This is a genomic window from Streptomyces sp. NPDC025806, assembly GCF_055558275.1.
The window spans coordinates 369,362-394,914 of sequence record NZ_JBVHMU010000005.1; the positions used below are offsets into that span (position 1 = coordinate 369,362).

Sequence of the window (25,553 nt, forward strand, 5' to 3'; positions counted from 1 at the left end):
TCGCCGCCGTGCGTGGGGCAGGCGCGTGCCGGGCTTCTCGACGGGCGTGAGTATCGGGCAGCTCTTGGGTGGGAGTTCCTGTGATGTGCCAGTCTCCGGCGCGAGTTGGCGTGGTGGCGTCGGGCGCGTCAGTCCCACCAGAGCACGACCAGAAGCTGGCGCCGGGATGCGGCACGGTAGAAATCGCGCAGCGCATTGAAGTGGCCCAGCACGGTCGAGAGAAGTCTCGCCGTCGAGAGCCAGTCGCAGTGCACTCCGGTGAACGTCATCGAGCCCGCCCAGCTCACCGACCCTTGCGAGCAGGGACGGCGCCCAGACTTGTCGCCCTGCCCCGCGAGGCGGAAGGCCGCTGGGCCGTCGCCGACCTCCAGGACCGTAGTCGCGACGATCACCGATTCGGCCCACCTGAAGGGCCAGGCGGCGACCGGTCGACTTGACTGGGTACCACTGCCGTCGTGGCGGGAGGCGGCATGCTCCGGCGCATGCCCCGCTCATGGTGCGACTTCGACAACGCCGACCGAGGCCTGATCGACCGCCTCAGCCCCCGAGTGATCAAGGACGCCGCCGGCAAGGTGGTCTGGGGCATCGACGCGTACGCCTTCCTCGATGCCGACTGCCCGCCCACCGTCAACCCGAGCCTGTGGCGGCAGGCCCAACTCTGCGCCAAGCAGGGCCTGTTCGAGGTGACCGACCGGGTCTACCGGGTGTGTGGGCTCGATATCTCCTGCAACAGCTCCTCGAAGTCACATTCAGGGACGGCCCGGTGGCCGGTCGCCCGGAGCGCTTCCAGGATCGTTGCCGTGTCCGACACGACAGCCGTGCGCGCAGCGCCCTGGTGAGGTTGACACATGAGGAGCGAGTGCCAGTTCAGGAAGTCGTCCCGTGCACCCGTGCCCTCATAGTCGTTGTGCGTCCACTCCACGTCGACACATCCGAAGGTCATCACGTGATCCGCGTCGAGTGAGACATGCAGAGCGGCAGCCACCCGCTCCATCAACCGATCACGGCTGGGAGCAGCGACGTATATCCGGCACTCGAAGTCTTCCATGTCGTCACTGGCCAGATGTTCTTCCGCCTTCACGGTGGAGTTCCTCGATGCCGTGCCTCGACTGGCACCGTTGCCGTCACAGGGCCATACCCCACGCCTGCGCCATGTCCTCCAGCATGCTCACCGGCAGTTCGCTGTGGCTCCAGGCGATCTTCAGGCGGATGCGGGAGCGGATCGAGGACAGCCGCTCCCAGATGATCAGCCCTTCCGGCCGGCCCACGAGTATGTACCGGCCGTGCGGGGCGGCTTGAGCGCTGCCGGGTCCGTAGTCGGCGTAGGCGCGCTCCAGACGCTCACGGAACTTCTCCGCGAATGCCTCCAACTGCTCGCCGTACGTGGCGGGGTCGTCGATGGCCTGCGCGAGCACCTCGACGACCTGGCGGGACAGGTCCGTGGTGTGGGCGTGGCCATGGCCGTGGCCGGTGAACGTGGCGAAGACCCGTTCCGCCGTCCCGAGGAGCAGAGCGCTGCGATCGGCCGCCGAGCCGTCGCCCGGCTCGTCCCGCTGGGCGAGTCCGGCGTCGTCCGTCCCGCTCCTGGACGGCTCCGTGGGGTCGGAGGCGGTCATCGAGATGCACTGCATGTCGATCTGGTCAGCCTGCCGGGCGAGCACCTGGGCCAGCACCTGCACGGTCGGTCCGTCGAGCGTGACCGGGGCCTGCCCGGGCGAATCCCACACCGGGTCGCCATCGGCGGACGAGGAGGACCAGGCGCCGGCGATGTTGCGCAGCATGGCGCTCACCTCGTGCGCCTGGAAGTACACCTGACCGTCCCGGGCTCCCTGCAGAGGCGTCAGCTGGCTGGTGACGGGCTGTTCATCCATGAAGATCCTCCTGCTGCCGGAACATCGACGTGTCACTGTGCCGGGGTGTTGTCCTCGGTCGCGGGAAGCTTGATGTCCTCCCACTCGTCGGTCCAGTTGTAGAGCCACTCCTTGCGGACCGAGACCCTGTCGGCCCAGGGGAAGAGGCTCTCGGCGAGTCCGACGACGCGGCCGGCCAGCGTGTCCAGGGCGGTGTTGATCCTGGAGCCGTGGATGTTCTTCCGCAGGGCGCGCGGGACGTGGAACTCGAAGCTGATCCGCAGGACGCGCGGCGTGCCGGTATCGGCGCTCTCGGCCATGACTTCCCCTCTCGTCGACCCCGTCAACCTAGGGCAACTTCGTGAAGTTGTCCCAGGTTCAGGAAGTCTCGCCTGTGGTGTGAGGTCGACGGTCGGCGGGCAAGAGCTGGCAAAAGGCCGTGAAGGAAGCGTCAAGTCCCAGGTCACGGGCGATACTTGAACGTGGCGGAGAGGTACCGCCGTGGCGTCGACGTGGGGGAGGAGCCAGTTCGTGACCGTGATCAGGACGGGAGTGCACAAGCCGGAGGTTCGGCTGCGCTGGGACCCCAGCCCTTGGGGTGAGCCGCCACGTCACCTCGACATCGTCGCTACCACCTATTCCGTGGAGGACCCGTACGGGGCGCCGGTGTACGTGGTGCATACGGAGAGCAGGTCCCCTGACGGCACTATCAACATGACCCGGCACAGCGAGACCGGGCAGGGGTTCGGCTTCGTCGAGGTGATGGTCCTGGAACTGGACCGGCTGGCACCGTCCTACGGACGGGTCGTGGTCGGTGTGGTGATTCACCAGGACGGCGGTCGGCGCACCTTCGGGGACCTCACGCACGCGGGCGCGGTGATCGTGGAGAAGTACTCCGAGCTCATGGCCGACGACTTCTCCACGGTGCCCACCGCTACCGCGGTGACCTTGGGCGAGTTCAGGCGTGACAGGGCAGGGGAGTGGGAACTGCACGGGCGCATCCAGGGATTCGACAGTGGTCCCGTCGAGTTTCCCCGTCAGATGGGTGCACCCGGAGAGGGGTGAGGGCCCGGGCCGCGAAGACCGTGCCGAGGGGGCCGGACGCCGGTCAGGACGAGAGGAGGCCGGCCCCGGGAGGCTACTGCACGATGACGTTGTCACCGGCCGAAGTCGACGGCCCGGTCGTGGTGTTGCCGTAGTACACCCAGCGCCACGTACCCGTCTCGGGGGCCTTCACGGTCGTCCTGAGGTCGCCCGAGTCGTTCGCGTACACCTTCTTGACCGTGGTGTAGGAGGTGCTTCCGGCGGGCTTGAACTGCAGGCTCACCAGTCGGCCTCCGTAGGACGCGTACTTCCTGGTCTCCCAGTTGGCTCGCGTCACCTTCCCGGTCACGGTGATGGTCCCGCCCGCGGACACCGGCTCGGGCGAGGCGTTCACGGTCAGGCGGGAGTTGCGCTTGACGGAGACCGTCAGACCCTCGTCGTCGGTGTCACCACCGTCCCCCTTGAAGAACACCCGGGCCCCGACCTTCCAGGCTCCGGCCTCGCTGTTGTGCATGTCATATTCGCCCGGGTCGAAGTACATCGTCTCTTTGAAGTCGCAGACGCCCGAGCTCACTTTGATGCAGTCGCTCGTGTCGATGGAGTGCCACAGCTGATCACCACCGTTCGCGGCACCGCGGTACAGGAACACCATCGGGTACTCCCATGCCTCGGTGGTGGCCATCCGGAAGGAGGCGGGTGCCCGGACCTCGTTCGACACCCCGATCACGATCGGCTTGCCGCCGTTCACCTGGACACGGGTGAACGAGACCCCGCCCTCGGCCGCCCCGGCCGGCGCCGTGGCCACGCCGGTGAACACCGCTGCCACGCCGACCGTCACGGCCGCTCTCCAGAGCTTCTTCTCCACCTGATCCCCGATTCTCTGTACCGGAAGGCGCCGGAGACCTTTCTCCGGCGCCCTTCAGATCGCCGGGAACTCCACGGGGTTGTGCGCCCGTGGATCACGATCGGGTGTCAGGAGCCTGTTGTGGATTGGGACGGCCCTGCCTACTCTGAATATCGAAACAGTCGTATCGAAAGGTGCGGTGCGGTCAGCCCGCCCCCGACTGCGAGGAGCAGACCCGTGACCACCCCGGCTCGCAGAGGCCGTCCCCGTAGTGAGGACGCCGACGGGCGGATCCTGCGGGCCGCTCATGACCTGCTGACCGAGCGGGGCTACGACAGGTTCGCCATCGACGAGGTGGCCGCCCGCGCCGCCGTGGCCAAGACGACGCTCTACCGCCGGTGGCCCTCCAAGGACCACCTGCTCGTCGCGCTCGTCGCCCGTATCCAGGACGAGGTGGAGGTCGCCGACACCGGCGACCTCCGGCGCGACCTGACCGTCTACCTCACCGCCGTCGCGACCGGCCTCGACCGGATGCGCCGCGTCGGCCGGGACGCCGCAGGGGAGGCCGACCGGTCCGCCGGCGTCGTCGCCGAACTGGTGGCGGCCGCCGCCCGGCATCCGGACGTGGGCGAAGCCGTACGCACCCTCTTCGCCCGGCGCAACGCCCTGCCGCTCCGCCTGCTCGACCACGCCCGCGAACGTGGCGCACTGCCCCCCGGGGCGTCGTCCGAGGTGCTCTTCGACCAACTGGCCGGCGCCCTCTACTACCGGCTCCTGATCACCGGGGCACCGATCGGCACCGACTACGTCGAGAAGCTGGTCGACCAGGTACTGGCAGGGGCCGTGACCATCACCCGCCCAGAGACGGCCTGACCCCGTCCGTCGGCACGTCGGCCGTACTGGTCGGATCGTTGCCTGCGCTCGGGGGCGCCGGCTGGAAGTTCACGTGCCTACACGCCCACACACCCACGTGCCCACACGCCCACGCCTGAGGCTGCTGAGACGAAGGATCCCCAGTGAGTCACGCAACGCTGGCGCTCGCCAACAACGACGTCATGCTCGGCATCCGCTTCCTGCTCGAAATAGCCTCACTGGTCTGCTTCGGCATCTGGGCCTGGCGTACGGTCCCGTCCCCGTGGCGTTGGCTCGCGGTGGTCCTGCTGCCCATAGCCGTCGGCTGGATATGGGGCACCTTTGCTGTGCCGGACGACCCGTCGCGCTCGGGCGAGAGTGACGTCCACACGCCCGGCCCGCTGCGGCTGCTCCTCGAACTCGCGGTGTTCTTCGGTGCGGTGGCGGCTCTGTACGGCGCCCATCTGCGCCGGGCCGCGCGCTGGATGCTGGGGATCATGGTCTGCTACCAGGTCCTCGCCTACGACCGGATCGGCTGGCTGCTCAGCCACTGAAGGCCGGGCGGCGCTCGGGGAGTTGGCGGGCGGCGGTCGCCCGCGGCTGTTCGCGTAGTCGTACTCGGTCCCGCTCGGGCTGGGAGCGCAGGCGTTGCATCTGGGTGTGGCTGAGGTCGTGCCCCTGTCGCATGTGGCGGGTGTCGCCTCCAGTTCACCCTCGGTGTGGCCGTCGAGAAGCGCCTGCCAAGCCCGGCCGAGGTCGTCCCATACCGCAGTGACGCGGGCGACGCGCTTCGCCACCGGGGAGACCAGTACGCGGCGGCGGTCCTGCCGGTCGGGGGAGCGGACCACGTAGCCCTCTCGTTCGAGGCGGTCGACCAGTCGTGTGGCAGAGCCTGTGGTCAGGCCCGTCATGTCGGCGATCTGCCGGACGGTGAGCGGTCCGGGCTCGGCCGTCAGCAGGCTGAGGCATTGCACATCGGTCGGGTGCAGACCGAGATGGTCGGCGACGGCCTGGTTGAACAGGACGTACGCCGCCAGGTAGCGGCGGGACTCCCTCGACAACGCGTCGTACAGCCGGGTCCGCCGCGACTCTGTCATCTGGATCACGCTCCTTATTTTGCTGCGCGGCGCAGGAGTCTCGGATAATCTACTGTGTAACGCAGTCAATGCGTCACGCAGCTACTTTATCCCTGGAGGAACCATGCTCAACGTCGCCGTCACCGGAGCAACCGGAGCCCAGGGCGGGGCCACCGCCCGCGCCCTGCTCGCGGCCGGTCACCAGGTGCGCGCTCTCACCCGCAGTCCCGATGCGCCCGCCGCCGACGACCTGCGAGCCCTCGGAGCCGATGTCCGCCGTGCCGACTTCGATGACCGCGTCTCCCTCGACGCGGCCCTCGCCGGGGCGGACGCGCTCTTCATGGTCACCACCCCGTTCGGCGCCGACACCGACACCGAGGCGCGGCAGGGCAAGGCCCTCGTCGACGCCGCGGCAGCCGCCGGCCTCAGGCATGTCGTCTTCACCTCCGCCGCCCACGCCGACCGCGGCACCGGTGTCCCGCACTACGAGAGCAAGCACCTGGTCGAGCGGCACCTGCGCGAGGCCGGAGTGCCCTGGACGGTGATCGCCCCCGCCGCGTTCATGGACAACTACGCGAGCGGATGGACCCTGGAGGGGCTGCGCGAGGGCACGTTCGCCTGGCCCATGCCCGCCGACACGCCTCTCACTCTCATCCCCGCCACCGACATCGGCGCGTTCGCGGCACTGACCCTTCAGCGCCGCGACGAGTTCGCGCACCGCCGCATCGACATCGCTTCCGATGAGCGCACCCCCGCCGAGATGGCGGAGATCCTCGCGGTGGCGACCGGCCGCCCGATCGGTCACCAGGAGGTGCCTCTGGACTTTGTGCGGACCCGGTCCGCCGACCTGGCCGCCATGTTCGGGTACTTCACCACCTCGGGCCTCGATGTCGACGTCACCGGTCTGCGCCGTGACTACCCCGAAGTCGGCTGGCACAGCTTCACCGACTGGGCCGCCGGCCAGGACTGGACCGACCTCCTCGCGTCCGCGCCCGCGCACCACTGAACTCACTTGCGGCCCCGGCCGATCGATGCCGCACACCTACCCGGCCCCACCGCTGAAGGCCCACCTTCATGAAGCCCATCGGCTACTGGCTCAACCGCACCGACAAAGCCCTCACCCACTCCATGAACGGCATGATGGAGGAATTCGGCCTCACCCGGACCGCCTGGCAGGTCCTCAACGTCATCCACGACACCCCGCAGGCCACCGACGCCGAAGTCCGGTCGGTCCTCGCCGCGAACGCCGACCTCCCCGCGCTGATCGCAGCCGTCGACTCGGTGATCGCCGACGGCTGGGCGACCCGCCCCGCACCGGGCCGGCTCGCCCTCACCCCCGGTGGCCGACAGCGCCTGGCCCACGTCGCCGAACGCGTCGACGCGTTCCGCGAGCTGTCCACCACCGGCATCTCCCCGGACGAGTACCGCACGGCCGTCCTCGTCCTGGAACGCATGACGCGGAACCTCGAAACGGCAGAAGGTGCCGACCACGAGGCAGCACGCCCCAGCATGTAGATGCGCTCCGTCCCCGCGAACATCGTGTCGGACCCCGTGCATGCCGCGCCGGCGGTACGAAGCCGTATCCGCACAGGTGCGCACGCTCGGGCGGGATTCCCGTCCCGGCCCGTGCCGCCGGGTGCAGACCCGCAGGTAGAGTGGCCGACCGAACGGCGGGGGAGGCGCGGATGCGGACACGGACGATGGCGGGCAGAGCGCTCCGTCCCCTTGCCGGACTCCTGGTCGCGTCAGCGGCCTTGGTCGGCGTGGGCACGGGCCCGGCGGCTGCGGCCGGACGGCCCGCGGACGGCCCGGCGACGACCCAGGCCGAACGGCTGGCCGTCGAACTGCGCAGGGACCCCGTGTACGTGGCGGCCGACCGGCCCCGGGAGCTCCCGCGCTCGCTCGCCCCGCAGATCGCCCGCATCGCCCACCGCACCGGCGTCCCCACCTACGTACTCGCCCTCCCGGCCGGCGACGAGACACTGCTCGCGCGCGTGCACGACCGGCTCGGCAAGGACGGCCTGTACGTGCTGATCGGCGACCACGGTTCGATCGACGCCGCCGCGTTCGGCGTCGCCGCCCCCGCCGAGGAGGGCGCCCGCGCGGCGCTCTACGGGACGCCGACCGGCGCGGGCCCGCTCGTCTCCTTCAAGACCTTCGCCGACACCGTGGCGCTGAGCCCCGGGCGCGCCCGGGCCCGGGCCGACGCGCTGTACGCCCGGTACCGCGCGGACGGCCGGCCGGAGGCGTACATCGGCCCCGTCGACCGGCAGAACCAGAACCTGCTCCTCGGCACGGCCACGGTCCTCGTCCCCGGTCTCGTGCTCGCGCTGGGCATCCGGCTGTCCCGCCGCCGGGGCCCGGGCACCGGCCGCCCGAAGACGACCGTCTCCCTGGCCAAGTCCTCCGGCGGGGCCACCCGGGGGCGCCCCGGAGCGGAGCCCGGGCCGCCGCGGCGCCGCGGCGTGCTGCCCGTCACCGCCGTGGCCACCGCCGGTGCGCTCGCCGCCGTCGTGCTCGCCGCCCCCGCCGTCTTCCCGCAGACCGTCGACGGCCCCGACGTGCACATCACCCGCGCCGACCTCGACGCGCGCGTGCGTGAGGCCAGCGCGGCCCTCACCGACGGTCCCCTCTACCAGGCCCCTTGGACCGCGGACGTACTGACGGGCGCCGACCGGACCGCGATCCTGCACCGGATGGCCGGCCTGAAGCAGAACGGCCCGGTCCATCTCCTCATCGCCGTCAGCGACACCGACGACGAGACGGAGGGCGACGCGGACCTGCTGCTCGCAGGGATCCACCGGAGTACCGGGCACGACGGCGTCTACGTCCTGTTCGACCCCGTCACCAGCCAGATCTCCCTGGCGACCTTCGGTACGGGCCGGGACGCCGCGAGCCGCTTCAGGGCGCTGCCCGACTCCGTGCGCTACGGGGACTACCGCAGCGATGGCGACCGCCAGGTCCGGCAGCGCCTCGACCGGACCCTCGACGCCGTCGCCGACGCCCGGCCGGTCTCCGGCTACGACGACGCGGAGCCCGAGACCGCGCTGCCCCCGGTGCACGACACCCGCCTTCCGGCCCTGTTCACCGGCGACTTCGCGCCCGGCCTGTTCCTCGGCGCGCTCGCCCTCGGTCTGCTGCTGCCGCTCCTGTGGCTGCTCCTCGCCGCCACCCGGGCGGTCCGGCGCCGGACCACCGACCGCCCGGCCCCGACGGCGACAGGCGACGTCGGCCCGGAACCCTGGCACATCTCCGCACGGCCCACCGCCCGGCAGCTGCGCAACTGGGCCGTCACCGACGTCCGCGAACTGACCCGCCGGCTCGCCGACGCCGCCCAGGACGCGCCCGGCCGGGTCCACGCCTGGGACTGCCTCGATGCCGCCGGACTCCTGACCGGCGGCGAACGCCCGGACGAGAACGCCGAGCCGGGCGATCTCGCCGCCGTCGTGATCCTCGCCGGAGCAGGCCTCGCCGCCCTCGACGGCCGGACCGGGCCGACGCTGTGCCGGCTCAACCCGCTGCACGGCGAGGCCACCGGGGGCCGCGTCCCCGCCTGGCTCGTCGACGCGGGCACCGGCCCCCGCTCCGCGCGGCTCTGCCGGGCCTGCCGGGAGGAACTGCGCGGCGACGACAAACACGGCGCCGCCACCCGGCGACTGCTGCGTCTGCCCGTGCGCGGGCAGGACGCCCCCGAGGCGTGGGACCGGGCGGGCGATGTGCTGCCCGCCGCCCGGGACGGCATCGAAAAGCTCATCTCCAGGGCCAGGGAGTCCGCCAGTGTCCAGTGACCGAACGGCACGGCCGCGCGCCCTGCTCGCCCCTCTGATCCTGGCCTGTGCGCTCCTGCTCGGGGGCGGCACGGCAGCGTCCGCCCAGCCCGCCGCGCCCCGGTCCACCGACGCACCATCGGCGCGCACGATCGCCGACGCCCTGGAGAGGGACCCGGTCTACGTCGACCGGGCCTACGCCGCGGCTGTCACCCCGGCCCAGCAGAAGGACCTGGCCGACCGGATCGCCGCGACGGGCCTGCCGATCAAGGTCGCCCTGGTCCCACTGAAGAAAGGCGACTCCTTCGGCGGCAGCTCCGACTCCCTCGCCTCGGTGCTCAGGGAACGGCTCGGCGACTCCGACCTGATCCTCATCACGAACGACGACTACGGCTCCTGGCTCAAGGGCACCGAGTGGCCCGCCGGCGTCCACCAGGCCCGGGACGCAGCCGCGGCGGTCGGCTTCATGGAGGAGCTCAAGGAGGCGGGCCTCGCCGCACGGATCGGCAAGGCCGTCCAGCTCATCGACGACGGCACCGGCACGCAGGCCTACAAGCGCGAGACAGCACGCATCGACCGGGAGGCCTCGGCGCGACCCGCCCCGGACGCACAGGCCGACGGCTCCTCCTCCGGCGCGACCACGCCCGTGCTCGTGGCCGGGGCGGCGGCCGTCACGGTCGCGGGGGCGGCCGGGTTCGTCCTGGTCCGCCGCCGGAGGCCGCGCCGCACGGCGTTCAGCTTCCCCGACGCGGTGTTCGCCGCCGAGCGCAGCGCCGACGAGGCGGCCGTGCGGCGCCGGGCAGCCGCCGAACTGCTCGCACTCGGCGAGGCAGTGGAGCGGAGCGACGGGACCCGCACACCCGGTCTGACCCGGGCGCTGGACGCGTACGACGCGGCGGGACGGGTCCTGGACGCCGCCGACGGCCTGCCGGACCTGGTGGGTGTGCTGGCCCTCGTCGCGGAGGGCCGGTCCGCCCTGGCGGGCGGCGCCGCGCTGCCGCTCTGCTTCTTCGACCCGCTGCACGGCACCGCGGTCCGCCGCACGGTCTGGCGTCCCGTCGGCCGCCGTGAGCGCGCCGACGTGGCGGTCTGCCGGGACTGCGACCAGGCTCTGCGCGGGCGCCGCTCCCCGCAGGTCCTCGCCGTCACCGACCGGGGCCGCACCGTCCCCTACTTCGAAGTCCCGGCCGCCCGCAGCCTCTGGGCCGCGACCGGCTACGGCTCCCTGCTCGCGGGCCCCGACGACACCCTCGCCTCCCGGGTGACGACGGGCGAGTTCAGCCGTGCGCGCAGCGCTGCCGCCGCGGCCGACCAGGACGACTGACCCGGGCGGGGGTTCCTGCCGCGACGAGAGAGGACTCGACTCGAGGGTGACGTGCTGTGCGAACTCGGCTTGTTGCAGTCGGAGTTGACACATGAGGCGACGTTCGCCCGGCCGATCGCTACTCTGACGATGTGGCCGATGACGAGGACGGTGGGAGCGGCTCGGTCCGGCGTTCCGCATGGGGCCCGGTCGTGTCCACCATCGGTCTGGAGCTGGCCGCCCTCGCTGTCTCCGGGGTGGTCGCTCTGGTGGGGTGGCCGTTCGGGTGGCTGCCCGACACTGACTTCGTGGTCCTCGTGACGGGCGTGTTCGTGGTCGAGCCTGCGGCGGAGCTGTACCGCGGAGCGGGCCCGCCGCGTCGCCTCGCTGCTGTCGCCGCTCTCGTGGCCCTGGTAGCCGTATTGCTGCTCGTGGCCGCAGCAGTCAACTGGACCTTTCATGCGGTGATTGATCCGGACGTTGGATTCCTGGTCGGCTACCTTGTCGCGCTGCCCACCGGTGTGGCTGTGTTGGCTCGGTTCCTCACCAGGGCGAACCCTGGCTGACGGAAAGAGCCGCGCCGCCTCCTACGCGAGTTCCTTGCCTCGATTGGCGTTGAAGCGCGCCTTCTTGTGGCGGTTTCCGCAGGTGTTCATGTCGCACCATCTTCGGGTGCGGCTTCGGCTGGTGTCGAAGAAGGCGGCTCGGCAGGTCGGTGACGCGCACAAGGCCAGCCTTCCGTCGCGTTCGCCGGCGATGATGCTGATCGCGTCGGCGGCGATCACGCTCAGGGCGTCCTCCACGCGGGAAGCCGAGCGCAGCAGCCATTGCCGCCGGCCCTCGGGCGTCAGGGTGGCCGCTGCCCGCCCCTGAGCGCTGCGGTCATTGATGACGTGGACGGCAGCCGCAGGGAGAGGCTCCTGGACAGCGGCCGCTGTCGCGGCGGCGTGGATCGACTCCCGCAGTTCCCGGGCCAGTTCGAGCTGAGTGGTGGTGCAGGAGTCCACGGCCAAGCCGTACACCGCCAGCCAGTCGACGAGTCGCTGCGGTGTGGGGATGCGCTCCAACGCGTCGCCATGACGCTCCGAGAGGGTCCCCGTGAAGCTCGTCGCCAGCACGGTACCGAGGCGGAAGTCAGGCAATCCCGAACGCATGGAACCACCATAGCTGGTTGCGTGCTGACCTGAAGACAGATAGAACCGTCATAGCCGGTTCACGATCGGTCGCAGCCGGCTCGCGACGGCCAGGAGGTCCCATGCCCCGTCCCACCAGCACCGTGCAGGCATTTGAAGCGCACGCGACTGACGCCGACCTCGACGATCTGCGCGCGCGACTGGCCGCGGCGCGACTACCGGAGCCCGAGACCGTTCATGACGCCCCACCCGGCCCCCGGCGATGGGAGCAGGGCGTGCCGCTCGCGGACCTCGTCGACGTCGTGGACTACTGGCGCACCGGGTACGACTGGCGGGCGTTCGAGGAACGCCTCCACCGGATCGGCCAGTTCCGTACGACCATCGACGGCCTGGGAATCCACTTCCTGCATCGCCGATCAGCGCGGGCGGACGCCACTCCGCTGCTCCTCACACACGGCTGGCCGGACAGCATCGCCCGGTTCAGCCACATCGTGGACGAGCTGGCGGATCCGAAGGACGAGGACGCGTCGGCGTTCCACGTCGTGGTCCCGTCGCTGCCGGGCTTCGGCTACAGCGACAAACCGGCCACCGTCGGCTGGGGAACCGAAAAGATCGCTGCCGCCTGGGTGGAACTGATGGGCCGGCTCGGCTACCGCAGGTTCGCCGCCCACGGCGGCGACTGGGGAGGCAACATCACCACGGTCCTCGCCGGCAGGTTCCCGGAGAACGTCCTCGGCATCCACACCACCTTCGCGGAGGGACCGCCCGGACTGACGACGGACGGGCTGACGGAGACCGAGCGTCAATGGGCCGAGGATACCCGCGACTTCTGGCGCCACCGTGCGGCCTACGCGAAGCAGCAGGCGACCCGACCGCAGACCATCGGCTACTCGCTCGTCGACTCACCCGTCGGACTGCTCGCCTGGATCCTCGACAAGTTCGCCGAGTGGTCGGACACCGAAGACAGCCCGTTCGAGACCATGTCCCGCGACCGCATCCTCGACAACGTCACCCTGTACTGGCTGACCCGAACCGGCGCGTCCGCCGCCCGCATCTACTACGAGAGCCACAACTCGCTGGACCCCGAACTGAGGGTCGACGTCCCGTCAGCCATCACCGCGTACCCCCGCGACGTCGAGAAGTGCCCGCGCCCCTGGGCGCAGGAACGCTACCGGCAGATCGTCAGGTGGAGCCTGCCCGACAGCGGGGGACACTTTCCGTCACTGGAGGTTCCCGAGTTCTTCGTGAAGGACCTGCGCGAAGGCCTCACAGCCGTTCTCGGCACGGTTCGGAAAAAGATTGCGGGCGGTGTCGATCCGGGCTCGTCCCGTTCGACGTCATGATGTGCGGCGCCTCGCCGCACAGTGATTGCGACTGGACCGGATGAGGAAACACGTGGATCAACTGCTGAGAGTCATGAACTTCAACGTCTCGAGTGACGGGATCGGTGCCGGCGAGCACCAGAGCCTCGAGAGTCCGTTCGGCCACGACCGTCCCGAGAGACTGTTCGCCTGGGCCGGAGCCACGGCGAGCTGGCCCATGCGCACGGATTCCGGCGGGAGCCGGGGCCTCGACGACTACCTGACGCGCGACTTCGCCCGCAACATCGGCGCCGAGATCATGGGGCGCAACAAGTTCGGGCCCCAGCGCGGGCCCTGGACGGACCACGAGTGGCGCGGCTGGTGGGGGGAGGAGCCCCCCTTCCGCACCCCGGTGTTCGTCATGACCCACCACACGCGTCCGTCGTTCACGCTCTCCGACACGACGTTCCACTTCGTCGACGGTGACCCGGCTGCGGTCCTCGAACAGGCGCGGGACGCGGCCCAGGGGCAGGACGTCCGGCTCGGCGGCGGAGTCACCACCATCCGGCAGTTCCTCGACGCCGACCTCGTCGACACCCTGCACGTGGCGGTCTCGCCGGTGAAGCTCGGGTCCGGACTCCGGCTGTGGGAGTCCCCCGACGACCTGCTCGACCGGTTCCACCTGGAGGTCGTCCCCAGCCCGAGCGGCGTGACGCACCACCTCTTCTGGCGAAGGTGACGTAAGGGACCGCTCGGGACCGGCTGAGAAAAGGCCCGCCGCCCTCATGGGCGGCGGGCCGTCCCGCGCCGTGACGCGACGTGGCCAGGGTGTCTCGCCGTGACGTGCCGATATTGAGGAGGGGCGAGGGTCCGGTCGTTGCTACCGTCTGTGCGGTATCACCAGCCCACTCGCCGGACAAGAAGGAACCTCCTCATGCATGATGCCCGCGCCCTGATCGACATGGGTGCCGAAGCGGTACGTCGGCTCGCTCGTCGCGGTTACTCCCTGGACCTGTCCCGGCTGGAAGACCTCCAGTCCCGGCGCAACCGGAGCATCCGCTCGGCCGACGAGCTGCGGGCGGAGTCCAAGCGGGTGGCGAGCGAGGTCCAGCAGACGGCCAAGCAGGGCGGGGACATCTCCAAGCTGAAGGAGCGCGCCCGCGAGCTGAAGGACCAGATCCGCGACATCGAGGCGGACCAGGAGACGGTCCAGGAAGAGCTCCGCGAGCTGCTCCTGACCATCCCGAACCTTCCCGACGACTCGGCCCCCGACGGCGACTCCGAGGAGTTCGCGATCGAGATCCGGCGCGTGGGGACTCCGCCGGCGTTCTCGTTCGAGCCGAAGGACCACGTCGACCTGGGCGAGGCCACCGGCATCCTCGACTTCGCCCGCGCGACGAAGCTCTCCGGATCGCGCTTCGCGGTCTCCCGCGGTGCCGGCGCCGCGCTGGAGCGCGCCCTGGCCACGCTCTTCCTCGACATCCACACGCGCCGCCACGGCTACGTCGAGCACGGTGTCCCGTACCTGGTGACCCGCAAGACGATGACCGGCACGGGCCAGCTGCCGAAGTTCGAGGAGGACCTGTTCAAGACGGGTGCCGCCGACCGCGACCTGTTCCTCATCCCGACGGCCGAGGTCCCGCTGACCAACCTCTACGCCGACGAGATCATCCCGCCGGCCGAGCTGCCCCTGGCGCTCACGGCCCACACGCCGTGCTTCCGCTCGGAGGCCGGCTCGTACGGCCGCGACACCCGCGGTCTGATCCGCCAGCACCAGTTCTCCAAGGTGGAGATGGTCAAGATCGTCGACCCGGAGACCGCCGACGCGGAGCTGGAGACGATGGTCGGCCACGCCGAGGCGTGCCTGAAGGAGCTCGGTCTCGCGTACCGGGTCATCAAGCTGCCCGCCGGCGACACGGGGTTCTCCGCCCAGCTCACGTACGACATCGAGGTCTGGATCCCCAGCCAGAACACGTACCGGGAGATCTCCTCGGTCTCGAACTTCGGCACCTTCCAGGCCCGCCGAGCCAACATCCGCACCCGCGGCGCGGACGGCAAGCCCAAACTGGTCGCCACGCTCAACGGCTCGGGCCTGCCCGTCGGCCGCACCCTGGCCGCGCTCCTGGAGCAGTGCCAGCAGGAGGACGGCTCGATCGTGCTGCCCGAGTCCCTGGTCCCGTTCCTCGGCTTCCGGCGGATCGCGGCGGACGGAACCCCGGAGGCGTAACGCTCGCCGGCGTCTGCGACGTGCCGGACACGTCGGTATCGAGGCTGCTTGTTCGCACAGAGAAAGGGGGGGACATGGCACTGGTCAAGAAGGGATCGCGGCTCATCACCGTGGACGGCACCACCTACCGGTGGCGACTGCGCGGACGGCCGACGTACTGCCAGGGTCTGGCCCTGTCCCCCCTCACCTATGCGGTCGAACACGCTCAGCATCCCGGCACCACCCTGGTGATCACCACCAAGCAGCCGCACCCGAGCAACTGGTGGGGAACAACCGGGAGCCCGGTCCTCCCCGGCGAGGTGGCGCACATCATCCGCAGCGCGCTCTCCACCGGCTGGACACCCGAGGCTCCCGGCTCCCCCTTCCACCTCGACCAGTCAGCTGCCGGTTTCGATTCGCCCGGCGACACGTGAGGCGACGGTCCGGACCGCTGGGGTGCTGAGTACCTCTACTCATGCGCGGCCGGCGCTCGGGAGCGGACACTGCGCGTATGGCGGGTGCGCGGCAACACATGTGGGCCGACGCGGTGCTGGCGATCACCAGCACGCTCGGAACCTGGACCCTGGGGTGGCTGGCGTTCTACGCGGCCCTGCACGGAATGATGCGGGGCTTCGGCGAGCAGCGCCCCGTGCCGTCATGGCAGCGCACGATCGCCCTGCTCCTGGTCCTCCTCGCCACCGGCACGACATTGGCCGGCCCCGCCCTGTTGGTCTGGTGGGGATGGCAGTACGGCTTCTGGCTCACCTGCGCCGTCCAACTGTCACTGCCACCCTGCACGGCACTGTGGTTGCGCGGGAGGCACAACTGGCGGCCGGGCCATAGAAGCTGAGAGCGCCTGGCGGTGACGAAGGACCTCGGTGCCTCTGGGCCTCAGGACTGCCTCCAGCCGGCCGGAGACGAAGCTGGTCACGAGTAGTGTGACCGAAGTAACCGGTCGGTAACCTGGCCCTCGTCGTGCCGTCGGGATTCACTGCCTCTCCTCAGCCCGTCCGCGCCCCGTTCGCCTGCCCAGGATGGCGTGGCATCCGACGACGAGGAGACACAGGATGCAGTCGCAGGGAATCAGCAGGCGGGCGATGCTCGCGGGGGCCGGCGGAGTCGGCGCGGCCGTCGCCCTCGGCACGTTCGGCCGGCAGGCGATGGCGGCCGGGGACGGTACGGCCAAGCTTCCGTTGCCGGACAAGACCGAGTTGAACGTGCTGATCACGGGGGACGCCGGCACCGGCACGCCCGAACAGTTCGCCGTCGCTGCCGCCGCCCGCAAGCTGTGCGAGAAGCGCGGCGTCGACCTCGCGATCGGACTCGGCGACAACATCTACGAGAACGGCCCCGAGGACGTCCTCGACGACGAGTTCACCACGAAGTTCGAGGCGCCGAACCAGGGCATCGACGTCCCCTGGCTGATGGTGCTCGGCAACCACGACACCAGCGGCATCATCCCCGGCAGCGGCGGCCGGCCGTCCCGCGGCGACCACGAGGTCGCCTACCACCAGCACTCCGCGCGCTGGTACATGCCAGACCGGCACTACTCCGTCGCCGTCCCCCAGCGGCGGGCTCCCGTGGCCGAGTTCTTCGCCCTCGACACCACCCCCTTGTCCTCCTACGTCCTGCAGACCGACCCCGAGTACTACTGGAACGGCCCCTTCGCCCAGAAGCAGCGCGCCTGGCTGGCCGATTCCCTCGCCGCCTCCCGCGCCCGCTGGAAGTTCGTCTTCGCCCACCACCCGCTGCGCAACAACGGCACACACGGCAACGCCGGCGCGTACGAGGGCATCACGTGCGGCGACTACATGAGCGGCAAGCACGTCAAGAAGCTGTACGAGGAAGTGGTGTGCGGCAAGGCCGAGTTCATCCTCTCCGGCCACGACCACACGCTCCAGATCCTGGACACCGGCGCCGACCACCACGGCACCCAGCAGATCGTCTGCGGCGCCTCCGCGAAGACCAAGGGACGGGCCGACCGCCCCGAGAACAAGGAGTTCTGGGCGGCCTACGACACCCTCGGCTTCATGATGCTCTCGATCGATGCCGACCGCGTCGTCACGGACGCGTACACCGTCGACCCCGAGACGTCCGACTACCGGCACGCGTACCGCCACACGCGGACGGACCGCATCGGAGCCTGACATCGCTCCGCTCGGGCCCGCGACGGTGCACGCGAGATCGCAGGTGCATGCGCGAGCTGACCAGTGGGGCGCTCCGGCGCCCTGCCGGCGGAGCGAACATGGATGCAGGGACATATCCCTTCGCCGTGCTCCGCTCACGCGAGGAGGTCGGATCGTGTTCTTCATGGATCGTCGTGACGCCGGCCGGCAGCTGGCCGCCCGGCTGGGACATCTCCAAGGCGCCGACGTGCTGGTGCTGGGACTGCCGCGCGGCGGGGTTCCGGTCGCCGCCGAGGTCGCCCGTGCACTGGGTGCACCGCTCGACGTCTGCCTGGTCCGGAAACTGGGGGCGCCGTTCCAGCCCGAGCTGGGCATGGGTGCGATCGGCGAGGGTGGCGTGCGCGTGATCAACGAAGAGCTGGTGCGCACCGCGCGGGTCACGGCCGATGACCTGGACCGGGCCGAGGCACGCGAACGGCAGGTGCTGGAGCGCCGGGCCCGGCGCTACCGGGGCGGGCGCCCGCCCGTGACCGTGGACGGCCGTACCGTCCTGGTGGTCGACGACGGGGTGGCCACGGGATCGACGGCGCGTGCGGCGTGTCGGATCGCCCGCGCGCGAGGGGCCGCGCGGATCGTGCTGGCGGTTCCCGTGGCACCGCACGGCTGGACGGCTCGGCTGAGTGCGGACGCCGACGACTACGTATGCCTGTACGCCCCGCGGGACTTCGATGCCGTCGGGCAGTTCTATGCCGACTTCTCCCAGACAGAGGACGAGGAGGTGGTCGCCTGTCTGGAAGAAGCGAACGCGCACAGGCCCGACGCCGCAGCGAGCGAACCGCGCCAAGCCGTCACGGCGGACCGGGAGGCGGACGTGCACGCCGGGTCCGTACTGCTGCACGGGCGGTTGACGGTGCCCGCGGGCGCGAGCGGGATCGTCGTTTTCGCGCACGGGAGCGGCAGCGGCCGGCACAGTCCGCGCAATCGTCTCGTCGCGGCCGGACTCCATGCCGCGGGGTTGGGCACGCTGCTCTTCGACCTCCTGACCGATGAGGAGGAGGCCGACCGGGCCAACGTCTTCGACACCGCTCTGCTCGGCCGGCGTCTGGCGGGAGCGACCGACTGGCTGCGCCGGCAACCCGAGGCCGAAGGGCTCCCCGTCGGGTACTTCGGCGCCAGCACCGGGGCGTCCGCCGCGCTGTGGGCGGCCGCCGAGCCGGGCGCCCGGGTGGCCGCGGTCGTCTCGCGGGGCGGCAGGCCCGACCTGGCCGGGCCGCGGCTGCCGGAAGTGAAGGCACCCACGCTGCTGATCGTCGGGGGACACGACCGGCACGTGCTCGCCCTCAACCGGGAGGCGCAGGCACGGCTGCGCTGTGAGAGCCGGCTCGCGGTCGTCCCCGGCGCGACGCACCTCTTCGAGGAACCCGGTGCTCTGGACCAGGTCACCGATCTGGCCCGTGACTGGTTCACCGACCACATGGCAGCCGCCCGCCCTCCCGCCGCCCGGGGCTCCGAGCCCTCATGAGGGCTTGCCTCCACCGGGCCTCGTCCGACATCCGACAGGGGCCGTCCGGCCTGTCGACCGTGGGCCGGACGGCACGCGCCCCGCAGCAGGTGCCCAGGCCACGATGAGGGCAGGAGCAGCGAGAAGGCGGGTTCCGCGGCGCCACAGGAGCGGACCTGCCGGTACGGCATTCAGGAAGCGAGGCCGAGGGCGTCATGGACCAGACATCTTGGACGACGCGAGGCGTTTTCACCGGGCAGGGAGGCGCCCGCACCGAGGAGGCCGGGATCGTGAGCGGCGACCTGAGTGTGCGTACCACCTGGGACGGCACCCAGGCCGAGGTCAAGATCCAGTACACGGGTACGTCCGAGTGGCACAGGCTGGCCGGTAGCCCGGTGCCGTGCCCCTCTCAAGAGGACAGCCGGAATCTGCACCAGGCGGTGGTGGAGGCCGTGCGGGCCGGCGGCGGCGCCACGGTGCCGCGACACGCGCGGCCGTGGGCCCACTCCTGAGCACGGGGGGACAGGGGGAGCCAGGACGGGGCCCGGCCGGGTGCCTTCGCCGGTGATCCGGCACGTGGCTCCTCATGGGCCGATCGTCCCCAGCGATGGCCCGGGCAGCCGTTGTCCTCGGCCCGCTCCGGGGTTCGGATGGAAGCATGAACAGGCACACGCCCCTTCTGGTCGCCTCGGGAGTCCGCAAGATCTATCGGGCGGGCTCGGTGGCGGTCACGGCATTGGACGGCCTCGACCTGACCGTGCGCCACGGCGAACTCGTGGGTGTCATGGGCCCGTCCGGGTCCGGCAAGACCACCTTGCTGAACTGCCTGTCGGGCCTGGACGACATCGACGCCGGCCGGGTCGAGATCGACGGGCACGACCTCTTCGCGATGTCGGACGCGGCGCGCACCGAGCACCGCGCCCGCACGATGGGCTTCGTCTTCCAGTCGTTCAACCTCATCCCGGTCTTCTCGGCGGCCGAGAACGTCGAGCTGCCGTTGCTGCTCGTGGGCACCCGGGCCCGCGAGGCGCGTCGCAGAGCGCTCGCCACACTGGACCGGGTCGGCCTCGCCCACCGTGTCGAGCACCGGCCCAGCGAACTGTCCGGCGGTGAACAGCAGCGGGTGACCATCGCCCGCGCGCTGGTCGGCCGGCCGGCGATCGTGTGGGCGTACCGTCACCGCCGCCTCCCGGCCGCTCGCGCGTCAGCCCGCGAGGTCGGACGCAAGGGCGCCATGTTTCCTTGGCAGAGCGCGAGTTCGGGCCGGGAGGAGACACAGGAACTGCACCTCAACCCGCGGTCCGGGCGCTGGCTGCCCGACCGCTCCAGGCTGCAGCGGCACGTCGGTTCGGCCGTCGCCCACAACGTGTGGCACCACGCGCGGGCGACGGGCGATCGAGGCTTCCTGCACGGCCCGGGCGCCGAGATCCTCCTGGAGGTCGCCCGGTACTGGGCGGGCGCCACCGAACTCGACCCGGCGGCGGAGCGCTACCACCTGCGTGGAGTCGTGGGCCCCGACGAGTACCACGACGCGTATCCCGGCGCCACGGCCCCGGGCATCGACGACAACGCCTACACGAACGTGACCGCGGCCTGGGTGCTGGCGCGCGGACTGGACCTGCTGGACGGACTCCCTGCCGCACGGCGCGCGGAGCTCTGCGAGCGGCTCGCGCTCGACGCCGGGGAACTCGAGCGCTGGGACGACGTCTCCCGCCGCCTCCATGTGCCCTTCCATCACGGCGTCGTGAGTCAGTTCGAGGGATACGGGCAGCTGGCGGAGCTGGAATGGCAGGCGTACCGCGACCGGTACGGGGACATCCGCCGCCTGGACCGGATCCTGGAGGCCGAGGGCGACAGCGTCAACCGCTACCAGGCGTCGAAGCAGGCCGACACCCTCATGCTGGGCTACCTGTTCCGGCCCGTGGAACTCGCCGAGCTGTTCGGCCGGCTCGGGTACCGCGTGGACGACGACATCTGGCGCTCCACGGTCACCTACCACCTGCGGCGCACCAGCCACGGCTCCACCCTCAGCAGCCTCGTGCACGGCTGGGTCCTCGCCCGTCAGAAGGGGGACGACGCCTGGCGGTACTGCGAGGAGGCGCTGCTCGCCGATGTGGCCGACGTCCAGGGCGGCACGACCGGAGAGGGCATTCACCTGGGGGCGATGGCCGGCACGATCGATCTGGTCGAGCGCGGGATCACCGGCCTCGAGACGGGGCCCGGGGGACTGCGGATCGAGCCGGTGGCGCTGCGTGAGCTTCCGCGGTTCGTCTTCACCGTCTGCTGCGGCGGTCACCGCGGTGTGCGTCTGAGGGTGCTTCCCGGACGGGTGGGCGTGCGCGTGCCGGTCTCGTCACCCGTGCCCCTCCCGGTCACGCTGCCGGGGGAGCGGCGGTTCAGCGTCGCACCGGGGGAGGAGCGCTGGTTCCTCATGCGCGCGCGGAGCGGGTGACGCGAGAGCGTCGGCCGGTCACGTGGACCGCGGAGCCGTACGGCCGGATGATGTGAGCTTCTCACCGTGCTCGCCGACGGTCAGCCGGTCCACGGCGGAGACGACGCCTGCCACTCCTTCGGTGAGCCGCACGAGAATCTCGGCTTCTCGCCGGTCGGTGATCCGGCCGGTGAGTACCACCACGCCGTTCAGAACATGTACGTCGACGACACCCGGCGGCAAGTCCAGGGTTCCCCCCAGCAGTTCGTTCTGCACGCGGTGCTGGATCTCGGAGTCGGGGCGAAGAAACACAGACAGCAGATCGAGACTCGTCACCATGCCGACCAGCCGCGCCTCCTCGTCGACCACCGGCAGGCGCGCGACGCCGCGTCGCACCATCAGCCGGGCCGCGTCGGCGGCCCGTGCCTGCGCGTGCACCGTCACGGCGGGCACGGTCATCAGATCCCGCACGGTGCCTGCCGGCCGGGCGGTGAGATCGCTCCTGGAGATGACACCGACGACGTGATCGTCCTCGTCCACGACCGGCAGACCACTGGTGTCGCGGTCCGTGAACAGACGCGCCGCGTCACCCGGCGATGTCCCCGGACGGGTGCCGGCCACGTCGCTGTTCATCAGATCGCCGACTTTCAGGTGCTTCATCGTGGCCTCCCATGCGCGGCGTCGGCAGGCGGGCTTTCCTCTGTTCCCACCGTCCTCCGGATGACGGCGGGAACGTGAGGGCCGAACGGTCCAGCCTCGGGCCCGACCGGGCCGCAGGACGGTGCGGCGCACCCCCCCGAGGGACCTTTGGCCCCGCCTCTGCCCCCAGCGGCCCTCAACCTCGCGCGCACCGGATGCCAGGGTGAGAGAAGTGGCAGCCGAAACCGACATCGGGAGCGACACCATGACCGGAAATGACGGGGCGTCACGAGATCGTGGTCTGCGTCGACCCCGCCCGCACGGGGCCACTTGCGATGACCTGGGCCGCGGACGAGGCCCGCCGGCGACGGCTGGCGCTTCGTCTCGTCGTCGCCGTGGAGCCGGCGCACGACAGCCGGCACGCCCTCGACGCCGCCCGGCACCGGGCACGGGCCGACGCGGCGACGGAGGCGCTGCACCGTGCAGCGGAAGGAGCCCGGACGCGCCATCCCGACCTGAGCGTGAGCGCGGCGGTCATGGAGGGAGCCCCGGCGGTCGTGCTCGTCGGCCTGGCGCAGGAGGCCGCCATGATGGTTCTCGGCTCGCGGCATCTGAGCCGCACCGAGGAGTTCCTCAGCGCCGGCTCGCTCGTGCTCCCCGTCACCGCCCAGGCACGCTGCCCGGTCGTCGTCGTGGGCGACGCGGAGCACAGCACCCAGGAACCGCCGTACCTCGTCGTGGGCATCGACGGGAGCCCGTCCTCGCAGGCCGCGCTGGCTCTCGCCTGCGAGGAGGCGGACCTGAGGGACTGCCCGCTGCGTGCCGTCGCCGTTCGGCAGCCGCCCCTCTTCACGGCGCGACAGGACAGCGCAGGGCTGGACAGTGAGCGTCGACTGCTCGCGGAGACCACCGCCGGCTGGGCCGAGAAGTACCCCGACATCACGATCACCCACGAGGTCCTGGTCGGTTCGCCCGTCGAACGGCTTGCGGAGGCGGGCGAACACGCCCTCGCCGTCGTCGTCGGCCGCCGGGGCCGCGGCGGTTACACGGGCATGCGCGTCGGGTCCGTGGTCCACGGACTGCTGCACCGCGCCCACTGCCCGGTCATCACCGTGCCCGCCGAGTGAGCGCCGCATGACACCGGCGCCGACCGCGCGGGAGTCCACGCACGCCCCCGCGGCAGCGGGACTCACCGAGACGGAAGCCGCCGGACGCCTCGTCGCATCGGGCCCCAACGAGGTGGTCACCGGACGACGGGTGCGACTCCACACCCGCGTGCTCGGCCAGCTGCGCGATCCGCTGATCATGGTGTTGCTCGGGGCCGTGGCGCTCACCTTGGCCATAGGGGATCACCCGGACGCCATCGTCATCGGGCTGGTCGTCGTCGCGAACACGACGGTCGGTGTCGCCCAGGAGGTCCGCGCGGACAACGCGGTCGCCGCCCTGTCGGCCATGAGCGCCCCACACGCGCGCGTGCGACGCGGTGGAACCGTACGCGCCGTCAGGGCCGTGGAGATCGTCCCCGGCGACGTCCTCGTCCTCGGCGAGGGCGACATCGTCGCGGCCGACGCGGAGCTCGCCGAGGCGTCCGCGCTTTTGCTGGACGAGTCCATGCTCACCGGCGAGTCCGTCCCCGTGGACAAGGACGCGGGCGCCGTGCTCGGCGCGGGAACGGTCGTCGTGCGCGGCCGGGGCGTCGCCACCGTCACGGCGACCGGCGCGTCCAGCGCCCTCGGCCGCATCGCCGCCCTCCTCGACGACCGGCACGAGCAGACCCCGCTGCAGCGCCGGCTCGCAGGCCTCGGACGCACCCTCGCCGCGGTGACCCTGTCCCTGTGCCTGCTGGTCCTCGGACTGGGGCTGCTCCGCGGGGTCCCACCGGGGACGATGGCGGTCACCGCGATCAGCCTCGCGGTCGCGGCGGTCCCCGAGTCGCTGCCGGCCGTCGTCACCCTCGCACTCGCCCTGGGCGCCCGGCGCATGGCGGCCCGGCACGCCCTGGTACGCCGTCTCCCGGCAGTGGAGACCCTGGGCTCCGTCTCCGTCCTGGCGACCGACAAGACCGGCACCCTCACCCAGGGGCGCATGAGGGTCGACTCGGTGTGGACACCGCGGGTGAGCACGGAACTCACCGGCGTCGGCTATGAGCCCGCGGGCGAGGCCCGAGTCGGAGGGAGAGCAGCGAGGGAGAGCGAACTCGCGCCGGTGAGAGAGCTGCTGACGGTCACGGCCCTGTGCAACGACGCTACCCTGCGGCCACCTGATCCGACGAGCCCGGACAGCCGCTGGACGGCACTCGGAGACCCCATGGAAGCCGCACTCCTCGTGGCCGCAGCCAAGACCGGCTGTCCCGGACAGGAGGAACTCGACACCGCCTGCCCACGGATCGGCGAAGTCCCCTTCGACAGCCTCCGCAAGCGGATGACGACCCTGCACCGGACGGCCGGGGGCCAGACACTGGTCTGCCTGAAAGGCGCCCCCGAGGCGGTGCTCGTCCCCAGCGTGCTCGATGCCCGCACGGACCTCGTCGTACGAGCGCGGGACGAGGCCGTTCGCAGAAGCTGGACATCGTCGAGGCCTGGCGTGCGGCCGGCGCCGTGACGGCCATGACCGGTGACGGAGTCAACGACGGACCGGCGCCGCGACGGGCCGACATCGGCGTCGCCATGGGAGCACGCGGAACGGAGGTGGCGCGGCAGGCGGCCGACCTGGTTCTCACGGACGACGACCTCTCCACCGTCGTCGCGGCCGTGGAGGAGGGCCGCCGCGTCTACGACAACGTCCGCCGGTTCCTCGTCTACGGGATGGCGGGCGGTGCCGCGGAGATCCTCGTGATGCTCGCCGGCCCCTTGCTCGGACTGCCCCTTCCGCTGCGGGCGGGGCAGATCCTCTGGATCAATCTCCTCACCCATGGCCTGACCGGCGTCGCCATGGGCGCCGAACCCACAGCCCCCGGGACGATGCGCAGACCTCCGAGGCCGCCGGACCAGCACATCCTCGGCGACGGCGCGTGGCAGCGGCTGATCCTTCTCGCGGCCGTCGTCACCGTCGCCTCACTCGGTGCCGGACTGACCGCCCACGCGCTCGGCCTCGCCTGGCAGAGCGTCCTCTTCCTCGCGCTGCTGGCCGCGCAGCTCGGGGTCGTCCTCGGGCTGCGGGACCGCCTGTTCACCCGGCAGAACCTGCTGCTGCCCCTCGCGGTCCTGGCTTCCGCCCTCCTCGCCGCGGCGGCGCTGTACGTGCCGTTCTTGCGGACGGTCCTCGACACCAGTGCGCTCGGGTGGACCGGCGTGGCCCTGGCCACGGCCTGCGTCCCCGTCGCCCTGTTCGCGGCACGACTGCTCCGACGCGCTTTTCGGGGGCGCTGACCCCGGACGCGGTCAGCTGTCGCCGGGGTGCGCGTCACGGGCCTGCGTGGCGATCACCGCGGCCTGGGGCACCTCCTGAGGGGACTACCTCCAGCGTCTGTCCGTGCCGCCT

27 protein-coding genes and 1 pseudogene are annotated in these 25,553 nt (G+C 71.2%); 21 read left to right on the forward strand and 7 right to left on the reverse strand.

Annotated elements, in window-relative coordinates:
- Nucleotides 1-128: 128 nt before the first annotated feature.
- Entirely contained in the window at nucleotides 129-392 is a 264-nt protein-coding gene (locus tag ACZ4E1_RS14500) for a hypothetical protein (protein WP_467539287.1), read from the reverse strand.
- Between the two features lie 90 nt (nucleotides 393-482).
- On the opposite strand from ACZ4E1_RS14500, the gene ACZ4E1_RS14505 reads away from it, so the two are divergent.
- The gene (locus ACZ4E1_RS14505) at nucleotides 483-839 is read left to right on the forward strand and encodes a hypothetical protein (RefSeq protein ID WP_467539289.1); all 357 of its coding nucleotides are present in this window, start codon (nucleotides 483-485) and stop codon (nucleotides 837-839) included.
- Nucleotides 840-1,124: 285 nt separating this feature from the next.
- On the opposite strand, the gene ACZ4E1_RS14510 is transcribed toward ACZ4E1_RS14505, so the two are convergent.
- Together ACZ4E1_RS14510 and ACZ4E1_RS14515 are read right to left on the reverse strand one after the other, a co-directional pair.
- Nucleotides 1,125-1,871, reverse strand: coding sequence for a hypothetical protein (locus ACZ4E1_RS14510; RefSeq protein WP_467539292.1), 747 nt, complete (start codon nucleotides 1,869-1,871; stop codon nucleotides 1,125-1,127).
- Nucleotides 1,872-1,903: 32 nt separating this feature from the next.
- On the reverse strand, nucleotides 1,904-2,170 hold the full coding sequence (locus ACZ4E1_RS14515; protein WP_467539295.1) for a hypothetical protein: 267 nt from the start codon (nucleotides 2,168-2,170) through the stop codon (nucleotides 1,904-1,906).
- 211 nt (nucleotides 2,171-2,381) lie between these two features.
- On the opposite strand from ACZ4E1_RS14515, the gene ACZ4E1_RS14520 reads away from it, so the two are divergent.
- A complete protein-coding gene (locus tag ACZ4E1_RS14520) occupies nucleotides 2,382-2,915 on the forward strand; it encodes a TerD family protein (RefSeq protein WP_467539297.1) in 534 nt (177 codons plus the stop codon).
- A gap of 73 nt (nucleotides 2,916-2,988) precedes the next feature.
- Here ACZ4E1_RS14520 and ACZ4E1_RS14525 read toward each other — a convergent pair whose 3' ends face one another.
- Nucleotides 2,989-3,759 (reverse strand): hypothetical protein, encoded by a 771-nt coding sequence (locus tag ACZ4E1_RS14525; RefSeq protein WP_467539298.1) that lies wholly within the window; start codon nucleotides 3,757-3,759, stop codon nucleotides 2,989-2,991.
- Between the two features lie 216 nt (nucleotides 3,760-3,975).
- On the opposite strand from ACZ4E1_RS14525, the gene ACZ4E1_RS14530 reads away from it, so the two are divergent.
- Nucleotides 3,976-4,611 carry a TetR/AcrR family transcriptional regulator gene (locus ACZ4E1_RS14530; RefSeq protein ID WP_467539300.1) on the forward strand — a complete coding sequence of 212 codons (636 nt, stop codon included), beginning with the start codon at nucleotides 3,976-3,978 and terminating at the stop codon, nucleotides 4,609-4,611.
- 143 nt (nucleotides 4,612-4,754) lie between these two features.
- The gene (locus tag ACZ4E1_RS14535) at nucleotides 4,755-5,144 is read left to right on the forward strand and encodes a YrdB family protein (RefSeq protein ID WP_467539302.1); all 390 of its coding nucleotides are present in this window, start codon (nucleotides 4,755-4,757) and stop codon (nucleotides 5,142-5,144) included.
- Here ACZ4E1_RS14535 and ACZ4E1_RS14540 read toward each other — a convergent pair.
- A pseudogene (locus ACZ4E1_RS14540) lies at nucleotides 5,134-5,687 on the reverse strand (MarR family winged helix-turn-helix transcriptional regulator). The gene ACZ4E1_RS14535 and the pseudogene ACZ4E1_RS14540 overlap by 11 nt on opposite strands.
- Before the next feature lie 103 nt (nucleotides 5,688-5,790).
- On the opposite strand from ACZ4E1_RS14540, the gene ACZ4E1_RS14545 reads away from it, so the two are divergent.
- The 5 genes from ACZ4E1_RS14545 (at nucleotide 5,791) to ACZ4E1_RS14565 (ending at nucleotide 11,302) form a co-directional block, all read left to right on the forward strand.
- On the forward strand, nucleotides 5,791-6,672 hold the full coding sequence (locus ACZ4E1_RS14545) for an NmrA/HSCARG family protein (RefSeq protein ID WP_467539304.1): 882 nt from the start codon (nucleotides 5,791-5,793) through the stop codon (nucleotides 6,670-6,672).
- Between the two features lie 68 nt (nucleotides 6,673-6,740).
- Nucleotides 6,741-7,181, forward strand: coding sequence for a MarR family winged helix-turn-helix transcriptional regulator (locus ACZ4E1_RS14550; protein ID WP_467539306.1), 441 nt, complete (start codon nucleotides 6,741-6,743; stop codon nucleotides 7,179-7,181).
- Between the two features lie 170 nt (nucleotides 7,182-7,351).
- Nucleotides 7,352-9,454 carry a hypothetical protein gene (locus ACZ4E1_RS14555; RefSeq protein ID WP_467539309.1) on the forward strand — a complete coding sequence of 701 codons (2,103 nt, stop codon included), beginning with the start codon at nucleotides 7,352-7,354 and terminating at the stop codon, nucleotides 9,452-9,454.
- Complete coding sequence (locus ACZ4E1_RS14560) at nucleotides 9,444-10,757, forward strand: hypothetical protein (protein ID WP_467539310.1); 1,314 nt, start codon at nucleotides 9,444-9,446, stop codon at nucleotides 10,755-10,757. The genes ACZ4E1_RS14555 and ACZ4E1_RS14560 overlap by 11 nt, the downstream gene beginning before the upstream one ends.
- Nucleotides 10,758-10,888: 131 nt before the next feature.
- Complete coding sequence (locus ACZ4E1_RS14565) at nucleotides 10,889-11,302, forward strand: hypothetical protein (RefSeq protein ID WP_467539311.1); 414 nt, start codon at nucleotides 10,889-10,891, stop codon at nucleotides 11,300-11,302.
- Nucleotides 11,303-11,323: 21 nt separating this feature from the next.
- Here the strand turns inward: ACZ4E1_RS14565 and ACZ4E1_RS14570 are convergent, their stop codons facing one another.
- Entirely contained in the window at nucleotides 11,324-11,890 is a 567-nt protein-coding gene (locus ACZ4E1_RS14570; protein WP_467539313.1) for a CGNR zinc finger domain-containing protein, read from the reverse strand.
- Nucleotides 11,891-11,991: 101 nt separating this feature from the next.
- On the opposite strand from ACZ4E1_RS14570, the gene ACZ4E1_RS14575 reads away from it, so the two are divergent.
- The 9 genes from ACZ4E1_RS14575 (at nucleotide 11,992) to ACZ4E1_RS14615 (ending at nucleotide 21,455) form a co-directional block, all read left to right on the forward strand.
- Nucleotides 11,992-13,212, forward strand: coding sequence for an epoxide hydrolase family protein (locus tag ACZ4E1_RS14575; RefSeq protein WP_467539315.1), 1,221 nt, complete (start codon nucleotides 11,992-11,994; stop codon nucleotides 13,210-13,212).
- Nucleotides 13,213-13,264: 52 nt separating this feature from the next.
- Nucleotides 13,265-13,909 carry a dihydrofolate reductase family protein gene (locus ACZ4E1_RS14580; RefSeq protein ID WP_467539317.1) on the forward strand — a complete coding sequence of 215 codons (645 nt, stop codon included), beginning with the start codon at nucleotides 13,265-13,267 and terminating at the stop codon, nucleotides 13,907-13,909.
- Nucleotides 13,910-14,104: 195 nt separating this feature from the next.
- The gene (gene serS, locus ACZ4E1_RS14585; protein WP_467539319.1) at nucleotides 14,105-15,397 is read left to right on the forward strand and encodes a serine--tRNA ligase; all 1,293 of its coding nucleotides are present in this window, start codon (nucleotides 14,105-14,107) and stop codon (nucleotides 15,395-15,397) included.
- 74 nt (nucleotides 15,398-15,471) lie between these two features.
- Nucleotides 15,472-15,810, forward strand: coding sequence for a hypothetical protein (locus ACZ4E1_RS14590; RefSeq protein WP_467539321.1), 339 nt, complete (start codon nucleotides 15,472-15,474; stop codon nucleotides 15,808-15,810).
- Between the two features lie 77 nt (nucleotides 15,811-15,887).
- The gene (locus tag ACZ4E1_RS14595) at nucleotides 15,888-16,226 is read left to right on the forward strand and encodes a hypothetical protein (RefSeq protein WP_467539323.1); all 339 of its coding nucleotides are present in this window, start codon (nucleotides 15,888-15,890) and stop codon (nucleotides 16,224-16,226) included.
- Between the two features lie 217 nt (nucleotides 16,227-16,443).
- Nucleotides 16,444-17,523, forward strand: coding sequence for a metallophosphoesterase (locus ACZ4E1_RS14600; protein ID WP_467539325.1), 1,080 nt, complete (start codon nucleotides 16,444-16,446; stop codon nucleotides 17,521-17,523).
- Nucleotides 17,524-17,677: 154 nt separating this feature from the next.
- Nucleotides 17,678-19,024 (forward strand): phosphoribosyltransferase family protein, encoded by a 1,347-nt coding sequence (locus ACZ4E1_RS14605; RefSeq protein WP_467539327.1) that lies wholly within the window; start codon nucleotides 17,678-17,680, stop codon nucleotides 19,022-19,024.
- 194 nt (nucleotides 19,025-19,218) lie between these two features.
- Complete coding sequence (locus ACZ4E1_RS14610) at nucleotides 19,219-19,515, forward strand: hypothetical protein (protein ID WP_467539329.1); 297 nt, start codon at nucleotides 19,219-19,221, stop codon at nucleotides 19,513-19,515.
- Between the two features lie 146 nt (nucleotides 19,516-19,661).
- Nucleotides 19,662-21,455, forward strand: a complete 1,794-nt coding sequence (locus ACZ4E1_RS14615; protein WP_467539332.1) for an ATP-binding cassette domain-containing protein — start codon at nucleotides 19,662-19,664, stop codon at nucleotides 21,453-21,455.
- Nucleotides 21,456-21,473: 18 nt separating this feature from the next.
- On the opposite strand, the gene ACZ4E1_RS14620 is transcribed toward ACZ4E1_RS14615, so the two are convergent.
- Complete coding sequence (locus ACZ4E1_RS14620; protein ID WP_467539334.1) at nucleotides 21,474-22,226, reverse strand: CBS domain-containing protein; 753 nt, start codon at nucleotides 22,224-22,226, stop codon at nucleotides 21,474-21,476.
- Between the two features lie 122 nt (nucleotides 22,227-22,348).
- Between ACZ4E1_RS14620 and ACZ4E1_RS14625 the strand changes: the two genes are divergently transcribed.
- From ACZ4E1_RS14625 to ACZ4E1_RS14635, 3 genes are read left to right on the forward strand one after another with little or no spacing between them, the layout of a single operon-like run.
- A complete protein-coding gene (locus ACZ4E1_RS14625; RefSeq protein ID WP_467539336.1) occupies nucleotides 22,349-23,200 on the forward strand; it encodes a universal stress protein in 852 nt (283 codons plus the stop codon).
- A gap of 7 nt (nucleotides 23,201-23,207) precedes the next feature.
- Entirely contained in the window at nucleotides 23,208-24,674 is a 1,467-nt protein-coding gene (locus ACZ4E1_RS14630; RefSeq protein WP_467539338.1) for a cation-translocating P-type ATPase, read from the forward strand.
- 5 nt (nucleotides 24,675-24,679) lie between these two features.
- Nucleotides 24,680-25,441, forward strand: coding sequence for a cation transporting ATPase C-terminal domain-containing protein (locus ACZ4E1_RS14635; protein ID WP_467539340.1), 762 nt, complete (start codon nucleotides 24,680-24,682; stop codon nucleotides 25,439-25,441).
- Nucleotides 25,442-25,553: the final 112 nt, after the last annotated feature.

Bases quoted from the DNA above. Each gene is read 5' to 3' on its own strand.
- ACZ4E1_RS14505 (WP_467539289.1), top strand. From the start codon at position 483: ATGCCCCGCTCATGGTGCGACTTCGACAACGCCGACCGAGGCCTGATC.
- ACZ4E1_RS14510 (WP_467539292.1), bottom strand. From the start codon at position 1,871: ATGGATGAACAGCCCGTCACCAGCCAGCTGACGCCTCTGCAGGGAGCC.
- ACZ4E1_RS14515 (WP_467539295.1), bottom strand. From the start codon at position 2,170: ATGGCCGAGAGCGCCGATACCGGCACGCCGCGCGTCCTGCGGATCAGC.
- ACZ4E1_RS14545 (WP_467539304.1), top strand. From the start codon at position 5,791: ATGCTCAACGTCGCCGTCACCGGAGCAACCGGAGCCCAGGGCGGGGCC.
- ACZ4E1_RS14550 (WP_467539306.1), top strand. From the start codon at position 6,741: ATGAAGCCCATCGGCTACTGGCTCAACCGCACCGACAAAGCCCTCACC.
- ACZ4E1_RS14555 (WP_467539309.1), top strand. From the start codon at position 7,352: ATGCGGACACGGACGATGGCGGGCAGAGCGCTCCGTCCCCTTGCCGGA.
- ACZ4E1_RS14570 (WP_467539313.1), bottom strand. From the start codon at position 11,890: ATGCGTTCGGGATTGCCTGACTTCCGCCTCGGTACCGTGCTGGCGACG.
- ACZ4E1_RS14575 (WP_467539315.1), top strand. From the start codon at position 11,992: ATGCCCCGTCCCACCAGCACCGTGCAGGCATTTGAAGCGCACGCGACT.
- serS (WP_467539319.1), top strand. From the start codon at position 14,105: ATGCATGATGCCCGCGCCCTGATCGACATGGGTGCCGAAGCGGTACGT.
- ACZ4E1_RS14590 (WP_467539321.1), top strand. From the start codon at position 15,472: ATGGCACTGGTCAAGAAGGGATCGCGGCTCATCACCGTGGACGGCACC.
- ACZ4E1_RS14595 (WP_467539323.1), top strand. From the start codon at position 15,888: ATGGCGGGTGCGCGGCAACACATGTGGGCCGACGCGGTGCTGGCGATC.
- ACZ4E1_RS14600 (WP_467539325.1), top strand. From the start codon at position 16,444: ATGCAGTCGCAGGGAATCAGCAGGCGGGCGATGCTCGCGGGGGCCGGC.
- ACZ4E1_RS14610 (WP_467539329.1), top strand. From the start codon at position 19,219: ATGGACCAGACATCTTGGACGACGCGAGGCGTTTTCACCGGGCAGGGA.
- ACZ4E1_RS14615 (WP_467539332.1), top strand. From the start codon at position 19,662: ATGAACAGGCACACGCCCCTTCTGGTCGCCTCGGGAGTCCGCAAGATC.
- ACZ4E1_RS14625 (WP_467539336.1), top strand. From the start codon at position 22,349: ATGACGGGGCGTCACGAGATCGTGGTCTGCGTCGACCCCGCCCGCACG.
- ACZ4E1_RS14630 (WP_467539338.1), top strand. From the start codon at position 23,208: ATGACACCGGCGCCGACCGCGCGGGAGTCCACGCACGCCCCCGCGGCA.
- ACZ4E1_RS14635 (WP_467539340.1), top strand. From the start codon at position 24,680: ATGACCGGTGACGGAGTCAACGACGGACCGGCGCCGCGACGGGCCGAC.